This is a genomic window from Legionella gresilensis (assembly GCF_900639865.1).
Taxonomy (GTDB): domain Bacteria; phylum Pseudomonadota; class Gammaproteobacteria; order Legionellales; family Legionellaceae; genus Legionella_C; species Legionella_C gresilensis.
The window spans coordinates 287,851-302,456 of sequence record NZ_CAAAHX010000002.1 but is presented as its reverse complement, the minus strand read 5'-3'; the positions used below and the strand labels follow the sequence as shown (position 1 = coordinate 302,456).

Here is a 14,606-nt window from a genome sequence, read left to right as displayed (position 1 = left end):
CATTACAAATTCATTTATAATTAAAGAAATTAGAATGATTTACTGCTCTTTACATTAAAGTAAGATAAAATTATATATTCAGCTAAACATAAAGAGCTTTTTAACGCCGGTTAGCTGTTTAAAAGCGCTAAATTAAAATGAGTCTGACATAAAATAAAAGTTAATTATGTCGTTAAACGAACCTTAATTTATTTAAAATTAGCAAAATTAGACTATTTAATATGTGGATTTAAATCATGGCAGTCACTATTAAAACCTCAGAAGAAATTGAAAAAATGCGTGTTGCTGGGCGCCTAGCAGGCGACGTTTTAACAATGATTGGCCCTTATGTAAAAGAAGGGGTAACTACAGATGAGTTAAATACTATCTGTCATGACTATATAGTCAATGAGCAAAAAGCAATACCTGCCCCTCTCAATTATAATGGTTTTCCAAAATCAATTTGCACATCAATCAACCATGTCGTTTGTCATGGTATTCCAGGTAAGAGGCTATTGAAAAATGGCGATATTTTAAATATCGATGTGACCGTGATTAAAGATGGCTATCATGGTGATACCAGTAAAATGTTTTTTATAGGCGAGCCTACAATAAAGGGAAAACATGTCGTAAAAATTGCCCATGAATGTCTTTTCATTGGCATAGAAATGGTAAAACCTGGCATAAGGCTTGGCGATATAGGCCACGCTATTCAGCAACATGCTGAGAAAAACCGCTGCTCAGTGGTACGCGATTATTGTGGACATGGCATTGGTGCGATTTTTCATGAAGAACCACAAGTACTGCATTATGGCACACCTGGTACAGGTGAAATTCTGCAAGAAGGCATGACGTTTACTATTGAACCTATGGTAAATATTGGTAAACATCATACTCGTTTATTGCCTGATAAATGGACAGTTGTAACGCGTGATCATAGTTTATCAGCGCAATGGGAACATACGCTTTTAGTCACACCTAATGGCGTTGAAATTTTAACTTTGCGTGATGAAGAGAAATAATTATCCATTCAAATATACCTTAAAACAATTTAAGGAGGATTTAACCCAGCAATTTAATGCGCAAAAGAGTATTACTGCTATAGCGCAAAAATTGGTTAATTTTATTGATAAAGAATTGCTTAATCTTTTTCGGAAAAATAATCTTCATAAAAAAGATTGCTTTTGTCTTATTGCTTTAGGAAGCTATGGACGGCAGGAACTTCAGCTTCATTCTGATATAGACATTTTATTATTGTATGCAGACACTGTGGATGATGAACAACTACAGCGTGCGCAAGCCTTTATTCAAAACTGTTGGGATCATGGTTTTGGTATTAGTCATCAAATTACGACCGTTAAAGCCTGTGCTGATTTAGCTAGTCAAGATGTTAGCGTTATCTCCAGTATCTTAGATATGCGCCTCTTAAGTGGGCATAGTAAATTAATGGAAGAATTAATTTATCAAACGCACCCACTACATATGTGGCCAAGTGATCAGTACTTTTTTGCTAAACAAGCTGAACAGCAACAGCGTTACTGTAAATATGGTGAAACAGCTTATAATTTAGAACCTAATGTTAAATATGGGCCAGGTGGTTTACGCGATATTCAAATTTTACTTAGTATTAGTAAACGGCATTTCAAAATTAAAAAATTAGCTGATGGTATTAATCATAATTTTATTACCGATAAAGAATATGAAGAATTAGTTAAATGTCAGCATTTTCTCTGGCAAGTTCGTTTTGCTCTCCATTCACTGGCAGGAAAAGCAGAAGAACGATTGCTTTTTGACTATCAAGTTAAGCTAGCAGCGTTCTTTGGCTATCAAGACAAGCCGCATTCTTTAGCAATCGAGCAGTTTATGAAAACCTATTTTCAAATAATTAAACGTAGCCGAGAAATTAATGAAATGCTCTTACAATGGTTTTCAGAAACTATTGTTCATAAAGAAAAACAGCAACTTAAGCCCTTAGATGCTAATTTCCAACTTTCTAATCAGTTTATTGAAGTAAGGCATACTAAAGTTTTCGCTAATGATCCTATTTGTTTATTAAAATTATTTTTATGGATTGCTAAATGCTCGGATATTCAGGGAGTTCGTGCTAGTACTATTCGATTAATCAGACAACATCTCTACTTAATCAGTACTAGTTTTCGTTCATCCACGACTGCAAGGCAAACTTTTTTATCTATTTTTAAAGATTCAATCAATACATTTGAAGCCTTAAATTACATGAATAAATATGGGGTCTTAAGTCATTATCTTGATTGTTTTGCTGCAATTACAGGTCAGATGCAATATGATTTATTCCATGTATATACAGTCGATCAGCATACTTTATTTGTTATTCGCAATTTAGTTCGCTTTCTAGATAAAAGTTTTACGAAGCAGTTTCCTCTCGCTGTAGAACTTATGGCGAAAATACCTAAACGAGAAATTTTATATTTAGCAGCGTTATTTCATGATATTGCAAAAGGGCGTGGAGGCGATCACTCTGAATTAGGCGCTGAAGAGGCCCAATCATTTGCATATCAACATCAATTAAATCAAGAGGATACAAACTTACTTCTCTGGCTTGTTAAACACCATTTATTTATGTCTCATACTGCACAACGCCAAGATATTTATGACCCTAAAACTATCCACCATTTTTGTTTTATGTTTCCCAAACCAAGCTACCTTGACTATCTATACTTACTGACAGTCGCCGATATTTGCGCAACAAATCAAAGCTTATGGAATACTTGGAAAGATTCCTTATTAAAAGAATTGTATCGAGCAGCAGCTACAGCCTTTCAACAGCAAGAAACCTGGTTAAATGAAGATGAACTTATTAGTATACGTAAGCAGCAAGCGCTTAATTTATTGCAACAGGAATTAGATAAAGAAGAGGTTGAAAAGTTATGGTCATCATTTAAAAGTAGATATTTTCTCCATGAATCACCAGAGATGATTGCAATTCATACTAAAGCTATTTTAACTTGTCAAAGTTATCCTGTAGTTTCAATCTTACCTCATTACAGTCAGGGCGGGATGGAAGTTTTTATTTATATGCCACATCGCGATGATAGATTTACTATTGCCACCACTATATTAAGTAACTATCAAGCAACAATTCAAGAAGCAGTCATTCTAACGTGCGATAATCACTTTGATTTAGATACTTACATCATTTTAAATGAACAGCATCAAGTTTCTTTTACCACTGGAAAAATTAAGTTAATTGAGCAGGAATTAACGAAGCGATTAGGTGATATTCAAGAAATACCTAGAATTGCAAAGCATCGATTATCGCGAACCTTAGCTCACTTTAAGCTTAAGCCAGATATTACCTTTAATGATGAGCATCCTTATACTCGACTATTCCTTATTACAGCAGATAGGCCAGGCTTGCTCGCACACGTTGGCCGTGCCTTTACTAAACTTAATATTCATCTGCATAACGCTAAAATTGTCACCGCAGGTGAAAAGGCTGAAGATACCTTCTTTATTTCAACAAAAACAGATGACTTACTTACTACGCATGAACAAGAGTTATTACGTAAAATGTTGATAAAAGAACTCACAAGTGAATTTTAATTAACTTAAGCTAATTACCCATGCCTACCTCCTGCGGCTTGTTTGCAGGATTCAGTGATGTGGCTTGAATACTAGATTCCGCAAATAAATCGCAGAACGTTGGCGACAGTTTGATGTTTATAAAGTAGCCTGGGCGTACCGAAGTGGAACCCGGGTTTCGGCCTAAAGGCCTGCACCCAGGCTACCTATTTTTCTTGATTTAGCGACGCAGCTTAAAAAAATCGCTAAGTAATACTGAACATTCTTTCTCTAAAATACCCTCATCAATTTGAACTTGATGATTAAGAGGATAGCCTTGTAATAGATTATAAACAGATCCTGCAGCACCTGCTTTAAAATCACGGACAGCAAAAACTAAGCGCTTAATCCGTGCCTGCACCATAGCACCTGTACACATCACACAAGGCTCTAAAGTAACATAAAGTGTCGCCTCTGTAAGACGATAGTTACCTAAACTTCTAGCCGCTGCACGTAAGGCACAAATTTCAGCGTGTGCACACGGATCATTATCAGTAATCGGGCGATTATGGCCATGAGCTATTAATTGATTACCTACAACGACAATAGCCCCCACTGGAACTTCTTGTAATTCATACGCTTTAAGCGCTTGCAAGTATGCTTCGCGCATCCAATAGTTATCGTCATGATTTATTCCCATTCAATTGTTGCTGGCGGTTTACCAGAAATATCATAAGTAACCCGAGAAACGCCAGGAACCTCATTAATAATTCGATTAGAAACCTGTCCTAGAAAATCCCAAGGTAAATGAGCCCAATGTGCTGTCATAAAATCAATTGTTTCAACGGCGCGTAAACAAATTACGAAATCATAACGCCTTCCATCACCCATTACTCCAACGCTTTTAATAGGTAAGAAGACAGCAAAAGCTTGACTAACTTTATGATAGAGATCTGCTTTATATAATTCTTCTAAGAAAATAGCATCTGCTCGACGCAAGATATCAGCATATTCTTTCTTAACTTCACCAAGAATACGTACACCTAGCCCGGGCCCGGGAAAAGGATGCCTATAAACCATATCGTAAGGGAGACCAAGCTCCAAGCCAATCTTTCTGACCTCATCTTTAAATAACTCACGAATAGGCTCAAGCAATTTTAAATTTAATGTCTCAGGTAGGCCGCCTACATTGTGATGAGATTTAATAACAACAGACGCCTCCTTAGTATGAGTGGCTGCTGATTCTATTACATCAGGATAAATTGTACCCTGAGCCAGCCACTTAACTTCAGGAATCTTTTGTGCTTCACTATCAAACACTTCAATGAAAGTATGGCCAATAATTTTTCGTTTTCGCTCCGGACAAGTTATCCCTTCTAGCGCTTTTAAAAATTGCTCTTCGGCGTCAACTGCAATAATCCGAATACCAAGATGACGGCCAAACATTGACAGTACTTGTTCTGGCTCATCAAGTCGTAATAAGCCTGTATTTACAAAAACACAGATTAATTGCTCACCAATTGCTTTATGTAGTAGTGCCGCAACCACTGACGAATCAACACCGCCTGATAAACCTAAAAGGACATGATCCTTACCAACTTTTTTACGTATCTCAAGAATTGATTCTTCGATAATATTAGTTGGAGTCCAATCATTAGTAGCACCACAAATTTCTACGACAAAACGCTCAAGAATACGCAAGCCTTGGGTAGTGTGAGTAACTTCAGGATGAAATTGTAAACCATATAAGCCTTGCTCTTCACAGGCCATGCCAGCAATAGGTGCATTGCGTGTTTCACAAATAATTTTAAAGCCTGATGGTAAGGAAGTTACTTTATCGCCATGACTCATCCAAACATCAAGTAAAGCTTCGCCATCTATGGTTGTTCGGTCTTCTATATTAGTTAATAACTTAGAATGACCATGTAAACGAAGTTCTGCGTAACCAAATTCTCGAATTGGTGATGATTGCACCTCACCACCTAGTTGAACAGCCATTAACTGCATGCCATAACATATCCCTAAAATAGGAATATTTGCTTGAAAAACCCAACTTTGTGCTTTGGGCGTTGACTCAGCACTAGCGGTAGCAGGTCCACCTGATAAGATAATACCGCAAGGTGATAACGCTTCGAAAACCTCTTTATCAATGCTAAAGGAATGAATTTCACAATAGACCCCCATTTCTCGAACGCGTCTAGCAATTAATTGGGTGTATTGAGAACCAAAATCAAGGATTAGCAGGGGTCGCTTTTTACTTACTGTCATAACTAATTATCAACCTGGTAATTAGGAGCTTGTTTAATAATATTTACATCGTGTACATGCGATTCACGCATACCAGCATTGGTGACTTGAACAAATTGTGCCTTTTCATGCAGCACTTTAATAGATTCACAGCCAGTATATCCCATACAAGAACGTAAGCCACCAATCATTTGATGAATAATACCTTGTACAGGCCCTTTATAGGCTACACGGCCTTCAATGCCTTCAGGAACAAGTTTATCACTACCTTGGGTTAAATCTTGAAAATAACGATCACTTGAACCTTGCGCCTGCGCCATCGCACCAATTGAACCCATCCCACGATAACTTTTATACGTTCGGCCTTGATAAAACTCAAGCTCGCCAGGAGACTCTTCCGTACCGGCAAATAGATTACCAAGCATAACTGTATGTGCGCCTGCAGCTAAGGCTTTACACATGTCGCCAGAAAAGCGAATGCCACCATCGGCAATGATAGGAATATCACTTCCCTTTAATCCCTCTGCAACATTTGTGATCGCTGTTATTTGTGGCACGCCTACACCTGTAACAATGCGTGTTGTACAAATGGAACCTGGGCCAATACCTACTTTAACGGCATCTACGCCTGCTTCCATAAGTGCCCGTGCGGCAGCAGCTGTGGCAATATTTCCGCCAATTACTTGAACCTTGGGAAAATTCTTTTTAATCCAGGCGACTCTATCTATTACGCCTTGTGAATGTCCATGAGCGGTATCAACCGTTAAGACATCTACGCCAGCATCAACTAAGGCAGCCACACGCTGGTCAGCGCCCTCTCCAACGCCAACTGCGGCCCCTACGCGTAGTTGTTCAGCGCCATCTTTACAAGCAAAGGGGTTTTCTTTTGCTTTTTGGATATCTTTTACGGTGATTAAGCCGCGTAGATTAAATGCTTCATTAACAACTAATAGCTTTTCTAAACGATGTTTATGTAGAAGACTACGAATTTCTTCTCGACTGGCCCCTTCTTTTACAGTAACTAATCGTTCTTTAGGAGTCATTACAGCTGATACGGGTAAAGATAGGTTCGTTTCAAAGCGGATATCACGGCTGGTAACGATCCCCACAAGCAGATCACCTTCAACCACAGGAACACCTGAGAAGCTATGCTTAGCCATCACTTCTAATAATTCTTTAACTGTTAAATTAGGTGAAACATAGACAGGATCTTTTACCATCCCACTTTCAAATTTTTTCACCTTACGAACTTCTTCAGCTTGTGCGGCAATACTCATATTTTTATGAATAATGCCTATACCGCCTTCTTGCGCCATTGCAATAGCTAATCTTGCTTCCGTAACGGTATCCATAGCGGCAGAAATTAAGGGAATATTTAGTTGGATTTCACGGGTTAGTTGTGTTTTTAACAACACTTCCTTTGGAAGCACCTGCGAATGGGCAGGAACTAATAATACATCATCGAAAGTCAATGCCTGTTGCAAAATGGAAAGCGACATACCGTGCTCCAGCAGTTAATTAACCGCATAGTTTAGCAAAATTTTGATCATGTTACCAATGAAAAATGCTTAGTATACTAAATTATAAGCATTAAATTAGAAAAAAATGTATTTTATAATATCTATATGAAGTTTATTTTGATGCAACTTATTAACGTACTTAGTTGCAATTCAATTAAAAATTTAAACATATAATAGGTATAATAGCGGCTCAATTATCAATGTGCGATTTTACTTAAAAAATAAGTAATCATTTATCAATGATGCGATAAACTTGAACTTAAGCTACTACCAAGCTCAAAAATAGTTTTGGCAAACATTCCAAGCCCATACCCTAAATTAGCTGCATCACCAATTGGAATATAGGGACCAATAGGTTGGCTACGGCTATATGTTAATCCATTTACTACACCCCATAAAAAAGATAGGGAATCGAATAACTTGTCTTCAGTTGAACTTTCTTGACTCTTAGCATTGGTTAACTTTTGTTCTTTTTGGCCTAAATTTTTACCTGATGTACTTTCGTAGAGGGTAGCATATTCTGCAGCCGTCTTAATAATTTCTTTACCCATAACACTTTTCTTTAATTCAGACTTATGCTTTTCTAAATTACTAACAAATTCATTTAGAGGGTAATCTTTATCCCAAGCTGTAATTTCTTTTTCAGGTAATTCAAAGGGTAATTGGACTTTGCTCCGTATAAGCGTGTTTAACAATACCATAAAATATAAGTCAGCTATTTTCTTATTAGATTCTTCATTTAAGGTCATGCTTCGATGATTTGCGGGAGAAAACTGCCCTTCTGCAAGCAACCGCATAGCTTCTTTTTCTTCCTAAGTCCATTGCTCTTCTTGGACCATATCCTCTACTACATCTTTATAGGTACTTTTAAATATTGCAATATTTAAATTTTTTAGTTCGTTTTTCATATTTTGAAATTTAGGCATAAACTTTTAGTCAGAATATTATTTAAATTGATCAATTATAATACAAATAATAAGAATTAGCCAATTTGGAAGTATGACGGTTAAACTATGCAATTACTTAACAATCGTGCTATTACAACTAGCACTAATTCAAAAATTATAATCAAAATAAAGTAAACATTACCCTTAGAAATGTTACTTATTCAATTATTTTAGTTTTCATAAACTATACTTCATAAAAGCAAATGGCATTATCAATGGGAAAAGAAAAATAATAACCCAATTTTTTGCTAATTTGCATTTGATTTGTACAAATTGGTAGGTATGATTTATAATTTACTTGAAACTTTAGCAAGGATGCCATTATGAAAAAATTACTACTTGCCTTTGTTGTTGTTTCTTCTTCTTTAACTTTAACTGGTTGTGGATTCGGTATGGGTGGATGTTGCCCTGATTATAGTGCCGTTTCTTATACCACAACTTCTTGTTGTAGTTCTAACTGGTAATTCCTATTAAATAGAAGGTCTAAATTAGACCTTCTATTTACGTAATTCAATCACTGTTACTTCGAGAGGTTTTTTCTCTATATTTACATCCTGATGGGGATATTTGCCTTGCTTGACACTTAAAAAAACCGGTTTATTTTTACTAAAAGTAATTACTTCTCGCTTACCTGTCTGATAAATAACCTCCATTTGTCCACTATCTTTTGGTATAACAACTCTGGCAAATTCATGGGTATGGAAAGGTAATCGTTGGTTAGGGCAAATGATTGTTTTCCAAACTTTAGTTGCTTTATTTTCAATAAAGATTTCACGCTTAGTTTCACAGTTTGCAGCTGAGACAAAAGCACTTGGTAATAACAAGGTAAAAATCAAACCCTTTTTAAACATAAAACTTCCTCTAAAATTTAACCTAAGTTTAATAAAGCAGGAACCTCAGGTCTAATCTCTAAAAGCCTATTTTTATCTGTGACAAAGACGACCGTAGGTTGATGTTTTTTACAATTTTCTTCTGCTAATTGAATAAAAGAAGCAATAATAATAATATCCCCAGGTGTTACTAAATGCGCAGCAGCACCATTTACGCAAATGGCAGATGTTTCAGATTCCCCTTCAATTGTATATGTTTCAAAACGTGTTCCTGCTGTGACATTCCAAACTTGTACTGCTTCAAAAGGTAGTATATTAGCTGCCGCTAATAATTGAGGAGAAATGGTAATACTTCCCTCATAATCTAAATCAGCGTGAGTAACATATGCCCGATGAATTTTAGACTTTAACATACGACGATAAAACATAAATTCCTTTATATATAAGATTTGATTTTTAATAAAATTAAGCTAATTTAAAAGCGTTATTTAAGAAAAATAATAAGTTTTATAAAATCAGATACTTATAATTTTTTAATACAATTATTTTAATGATTTGTATAATGCCTGATGTTAACTCACAATGAATTATTTATCATCCCTTTGCTAATTAAATTTTAAAGAAATAATTATTATTTTTTCTTAATGCACTATTGAGCTTGAACTGAACAATCAATAACGTGTAAACTGATTTCAAATTATTTGTTAATTACTTACAGGGGCATCGTTTTGGCTAAGATTATAGTTGTCACCTCAGGTAAAGGCGGGGTAGGGAAAACTACAACTTCTGCAGCAATTTCTTCAGGCCTAGCTCTACAGGGCCATAAAACAGTTGTTGTAGATTTTGATATAGGACTTAGAAATTTAGACATTATTATGGGATGTGAGCGCCGTGTAGTGTTTGATTTTGTAAATGTTATTAATGGAGAGGCAAGCCTTAACCAAGCTTTAATTAAAGATAAGCGTATTCCTCAACTTTGCATTTTGCCTGCTTCACAAACACGTGATAAAGATGCATTGACTTTAGAAGGTGTAGGTAAGGTTCTTGAAGATCTTTCTGCTGAATTTGATTATATCGTTTGTGACTCACCTGCTGGCATTGAAACTGGCGCACTTATGGCAATGTATTATGCAGATCATGCCATTGTTGTTACAAATCCGGAAGTATCTTCTGTGAGAGATTCTGATAGAATTCTTGGCATATTAGCAAGTAAAACTAAACGTGCCATTGAAAATGATAGTCCTGTTCAAGAGCATTTACTTTTAACTCGCTATGATCCTATAAGAGTTGAAAAAGGAGAAATGCTATCTGTAGAAGATGTAAAAGAAATCCTTGCTATTCCTCTTATTGGCGTTGTACCTGAATCTAAAGCCGTACTAAAAGCCTCTAATACAGGCACACCTGTTATTCTTGATGAAGTTAGTGATGCAGGCCTTGCTTATAAAGATGCTATAGCTCGCTTTTTAGGTGAAAGCAGGCCTATGCGTTTTATCAGTCCAGAGCGTAAAGGATTACTACGCCGGCTATTTAGTAAAAACAAGGAGGATGTTCCAGCATGAGCATATTCAGCTATTTAAAAAAAAGAACTAGCACAGCCTCTGTTGCAAAAGAGAGGCTACAAATTATTATTTCTCATGAGCGTACTCAACGAAGTACGCCCGATTATTTACCTAAACTGCAAGAAGAAATACTCACTGTCATTGCTAAATATATACCTATTACTCGTGATAAAGTGAGTGTTAACTTGGAGCGTATGGGAGATAATGCTGTATTAGAGCTAAATGTTACTATGCCAGATGAGGCCCTTGAAGAAGCTTAGGTTAGAGTACATGACAGCATTATTGATTTTTTCTCTTTCTTTAACTTATTCAACTGGCATTAAATTAATTCTAAATGTCTTACTATAATCATATTTAATTAAATATCTCCCTTTCAGAACTAACTTTACTAGCAAATTACAAATTAGAATTCTATTAAATTTGTGTGGTAATTATCTATTTTTAAATAAATTTAATTGGCAAATATTTAAATTTTTTAATTGTTTCAACTAGTCATATTTTGGTAAAAAGATAATAGATCTCTTTCTGAACCAACAACAAAGAGACAAGGTCTGTCAAAAAGGACTGAAAAAGTACCTTGTCAGAAAGTACAGGAGTATTTTGAAGGCCTTCCTTTGACCGAGTATGGCTAGCAATGGCAGTTTAGAAAGAGGTTTAATATAAACTACTATAATTACATATATATACTTCTCTTAATTTTACGGATATGAAAGAAAAACAACTTGTTGTGATTACAGGTGCAAGCAAAGGGATAGGTAAAGCATTAGCGATTAAATTTGCCGAGGAAAGCTATCCCTGTTTATTAATAAGCCGTCATATCACTCCTATTGATGAATTATTAGAAAATAAACATGTTCACTACGCTAGCGTGGATATAACCGATTATGCAGTTCTGGAGAAAGCCATTAGAGAAGTTGAAAAAATTTATGGTAAAACGGAATGTCTGATTAATAATGCCGGCCATCTTAAAGTAGGTGATTTTAGCAGTTTACCAATTGAAACCTGTCATTATGAATTAGACGTATTAGTAAAAGGTGTTATTAACGGTATTAAAATTGTATTACCAGACATGTCTTCGCGAAAAACAGGCAGCATTATTAATATTAGTTCAGCTGGCGATCGTAAACCCTATCCAACAGCAGTGGTTTATCATGCAAGTAAACATGCTGTGCGATGTATTTCTGAAAGTTTACAGATGGCTGAGGCTAAAAATAATGTTCGTATCATGAATATAGCGCCAGGATTAATAAGAACAAATATACATGAAAACATGGGTATTAGTTTTGAAGAGTATTGCTCATTATTAGGCAACCCTACATTTATTGAACCTAAGGAGTTAGCTGAAATAATTTACTTCTGTTTTAAACTGCCTCAGAAAATCTGTATTCGCGATATACTGATAATGCCAACTGATTGTAATTTTTAAGTTAGTTAATCATATTAATAAATTAGATAACTACCCTTGCTTAAATTAGTAGAGATATAAGCAACTTACCATATCTCTACTAATAATTACCTTAAGGTATAGCTTCAAGATTATTTGATTTATCGAAATTAACAGTTTTCTTTTGAGACTTTACCACGCGTGGATTAACTCCTACGCGGCGCAAATCTTCGTCATTAAAATCATCTACAGCAATAACTTCTTGTCGTGCTAATTCTGCTTCTTGTAATTGAGCTGCTTCATTAGCATTTAAAATGCCAACCTTCTCAGCTTCTGCTATCTGCTCAAGTAAGGTTAGTGAATGTAACTGACCTTCACGAACAGCTCGTGAGATTTTCTTTTCAATTGTTTCAACACTATATATTTTTTTAAAGGCTTCTTCTAAGCGTCCTATTGGACAGTTTGGTATTGCTTCTGAAAAGACTGATTTCACTAACCTTGAGCGTGCTTCACTCGGCTCCATCATGATTTGTGCTAATTTATGTTCTAATGCATCAGAGGATTTTTGTCTTAAATTCCCAAAAGGTTGTAAAACTAGTTTCAAAAAGATACGTGCCCAAGCGCTAGGAAAATTAGTAATTACGCCATGCAATGCAACTTCACATTCATAGAATAATTGCTGACAACACCATTCTACAAACGGTAATTCTGCTAAAGGTTCGCCATCTTCATGAAAGCGTTTTAAAACAGCCGATGCTAAGTATAAATGACTTAATACATCGCCTAAGCGAGCCGAAATTTTTTCTTTACGTTTAAGAGCACCTCCTAAAATAGCCATACAAAAATCAGCTGTAAAAGCAAGGTTTGTACTGTAACGGTGAATCAATTGATAATAGCGCTTAGCTCGACTTCGCGGAGCATAGGTTAAATAACCATCCGTAAAAATAAAAACAATGGACTTAACAAAATTTGCAGCGATAAATCCAGCATGTCCCCAAAATGCTTTATCAAACGCTGTAATATTTTGTTGACGGATACTTTCGAGCTCTTTATAGATATAAGGATGACAACGAATTGCGCCTTGTCCAAAAATAATTAAACTGCGAGTTAATATATTTGCGCCTTCAACTGTAATGGCAATAGGTGAATTTTGAAAACCGCGCCCTATGTAATTATTAGGTCCCAAACAAATCCCCTTTCCGCCATGAATATCCATAACATCGATAGCGACTTGACGTCCTCTTTCGGTTGTATGGTATTTTAAAATTGCGCCAGCTACTGAAGGCTTTTCACCATGATCTATTGCTGCTGCGGCAAAACTGACTCCGGCGTCAATTAAATAAGTATTACCAGCAATTCGCGCCAAAGGTTCTTCAATACCTTCAAAATTACCTATTGCTTGATTAAATTGCTTACGAACTCGCGAGTAAGCGCCAGCTGCTAGTGCTGCAGCTTGCGATCCTCCTCTAGCACTTGATGGTAAGGAAATAGCTCTTCCTGCACTTAAACATTCCATTAACATACGCCAACCAAGGCCTGCCATAGCAGCCCCGCCAATTAAGTAATCAATGGGAATAAAGACATCTTTCCCCTGAGTTGGACCATTTAAAAAAGCTGTATTTAATGGAAAATGTCTTCTTCCTTTCACAACGCCCGGTGTAGTTGCTGGAATCAAAGCGCAACTGATACCAACATCATAGCCTTTGCCTAATAAATTATCTGGATCAAACATTCTGAAGGCAAGTCCAATAACAGTAGCAACTGGGCATAAGGTGATATAACGTTTATTCCAATTTAAACGAAGTCCCAAAACCTCTTTACCATCCACTTTTTGTCGACATACTATGCCGGTATCTGGAATTGAAGCCGCATCAGAGCCGGCATTAGGGCCTGTAAGAGCGAAACAAGGAATTTCAAGTCCTTTAGCCAAACGTGGTAAATAATACTGCTTTTGTTCCTCAGTACCATACTTTAATAATAATTCACCTGGCCCTAAGGAATTAGGAACAGAAATAGTCGTGGCAGCACTAATAGAGCGTCCATAAATTCTTGCTAAAATAAAAGCCTGCGCTGTGGCTGAAAATTCAAGTCCACCATACTCTTTAGGAATAATCATTCCTAAAAATCCTTTTTCCTTGATAAATTCCCATACTTCAGGCGGTAAATCTGTGCGATTATGGGTAATATCCCATTCATCAAGCATGCGACACAATTCATTTACCGGGCCATCAACGAAAGCTTGCTCTTCTACAGTCAGTCGAACCGTAGGTAAATTTCTTAATTTATCAAAATTAGGAGCACCGCTAAAAATATCAGCTTCCCAACTAACTGTACCAGCCTCTAGTGCTTCGCGCTCCGTTGCAGACATCGTTGGCATTGATTTACTAATTGTTTTAAATAAATAGCGAGAAACTAATCGAGCTCTTAAAAAAGGGATAGAGAAAAATAATAAGATAAAAAATGGAATTAATAAGCTAACGGTAAGTAACGAACTAGGAGAACTAAACTTCCAGATTAATAAACCTACCACTGTATAACTAATAGTCCAAACGATCATGGAGGCTTGCTTACTAAGCAAGAAAATTATCATTCCTGCAATA

Annotated in this window: 13 protein-coding genes; 6 read left to right on the top strand and 7 right to left on the bottom strand. The window is 36.1% G+C overall.

Going from position 1 to position 14,606, the window contains the following annotated elements; genetic code table 11:
* Positions 1–236 precede the first annotated feature (236 nt).
* The gene (map, locus tag E1P04_RS03170; RefSeq protein WP_131781469.1) at positions 237–1,001 is read left to right on the top strand and encodes a type I methionyl aminopeptidase; all 765 of its coding nucleotides are present in this window, start codon (positions 237–239) and stop codon (positions 999–1,001) included.
* A complete protein-coding gene (glnD, locus tag E1P04_RS03165) occupies positions 988–3,561 on the top strand; it encodes a [protein-PII] uridylyltransferase (RefSeq protein WP_131781468.1) in 2,574 nt (857 codons plus the stop codon). The genes map and glnD overlap by 14 nt, the downstream gene beginning before the upstream one ends.
* 199 nt (positions 3,562–3,760) lie before the next feature.
* Here the strand turns inward: glnD and tadA are convergent, their stop codons facing one another.
* From tadA to E1P04_RS03145, 4 genes are all read right to left on the bottom strand, one after another.
* The gene (gene tadA / locus E1P04_RS03160) at positions 3,761–4,219 is read right to left on the bottom strand and encodes a tRNA adenosine(34) deaminase TadA (RefSeq protein WP_131781467.1); all 459 of its coding nucleotides are present in this window, start codon (positions 4,217–4,219) and stop codon (positions 3,761–3,763) included.
* The gene (gene guaA, locus E1P04_RS03155; RefSeq protein WP_131781466.1) at positions 4,210–5,787 is read right to left on the bottom strand and encodes a glutamine-hydrolyzing GMP synthase; all 1,578 of its coding nucleotides are present in this window, start codon (positions 5,785–5,787) and stop codon (positions 4,210–4,212) included. Before guaA ends, tadA begins: the two co-directional genes overlap by 10 nt.
* 2 nt (positions 5,788–5,789) lie before the next feature.
* Positions 5,790–7,265 (bottom strand): IMP dehydrogenase, encoded by a 1,476-nt coding sequence (gene guaB / locus E1P04_RS03150; RefSeq protein ID WP_131781465.1) that lies wholly within the window; start codon positions 7,263–7,265, stop codon positions 5,790–5,792.
* Positions 7,266–7,522: 257 nt separating this feature from the next.
* Entirely contained in the window at positions 7,523–8,083 is a 561-nt protein-coding gene (locus tag E1P04_RS03145) for a hypothetical protein (RefSeq protein WP_131781464.1), read from the bottom strand.
* 473 nt (positions 8,084–8,556) lie between these two features.
* Here E1P04_RS03145 and E1P04_RS17560 point away from each other — a divergent pair, with 473 nt between their 5' ends.
* Positions 8,557–8,697: a hypothetical protein gene (locus E1P04_RS17560; protein ID WP_160116189.1), complete on the top strand. Its 141-nt coding sequence runs from the start codon at positions 8,557–8,559 to the stop codon at positions 8,695–8,697.
* 33 nt (positions 8,698–8,730) lie between these two features.
* On the opposite strand, the gene E1P04_RS03140 is transcribed toward E1P04_RS17560, so the two are convergent.
* Both E1P04_RS03140 and panD read right to left on the bottom strand, forming a co-directional pair.
* Entirely contained in the window at positions 8,731–9,084 is a 354-nt protein-coding gene (locus E1P04_RS03140) for a cupin domain-containing protein (RefSeq protein WP_131781463.1), read from the bottom strand.
* A 17-nt stretch (positions 9,085–9,101) separates the two neighbouring features.
* The gene (gene panD, locus E1P04_RS03135; RefSeq protein ID WP_131781462.1) at positions 9,102–9,491 is read right to left on the bottom strand and encodes an aspartate 1-decarboxylase; all 390 of its coding nucleotides are present in this window, start codon (positions 9,489–9,491) and stop codon (positions 9,102–9,104) included.
* A gap of 300 nt (positions 9,492–9,791) precedes the next feature.
* Here panD and minD point away from each other — a divergent pair, with 300 nt between their 5' ends.
* The 3 genes from minD to E1P04_RS03120 all read left to right on the top strand — a co-directional run bounded on the left by minD (position 9,792) and on the right by E1P04_RS03120 (position 12,048).
* The gene (gene minD / locus E1P04_RS03130) at positions 9,792–10,622 is read left to right on the top strand and encodes a septum site-determining protein MinD (RefSeq protein WP_131781461.1); all 831 of its coding nucleotides are present in this window, start codon (positions 9,792–9,794) and stop codon (positions 10,620–10,622) included.
* Positions 10,619–10,882, top strand: coding sequence for a cell division topological specificity factor MinE (gene minE, locus E1P04_RS03125; protein ID WP_115331433.1), 264 nt, complete (start codon positions 10,619–10,621; stop codon positions 10,880–10,882). The genes minD and minE overlap by 4 nt, the downstream gene beginning before the upstream one ends.
* A 446-nt stretch (positions 10,883–11,328) precedes the next feature.
* Positions 11,329–12,048, top strand: coding sequence for an SDR family oxidoreductase (locus E1P04_RS03120; protein WP_131781460.1), 720 nt, complete (start codon positions 11,329–11,331; stop codon positions 12,046–12,048).
* A 91-nt stretch (positions 12,049–12,139) separates the two neighbouring features.
* On the opposite strand, the gene E1P04_RS03115 is transcribed toward E1P04_RS03120, so the two are convergent.
* On the bottom strand, positions 12,140–14,596 hold the full coding sequence (locus E1P04_RS03115) for an acyl-CoA dehydrogenase (RefSeq protein ID WP_207385979.1): 2,457 nt from the start codon (positions 14,594–14,596) through the stop codon (positions 12,140–12,142).
* Between the last annotated feature and the right edge of the window lie 10 nt (positions 14,597–14,606).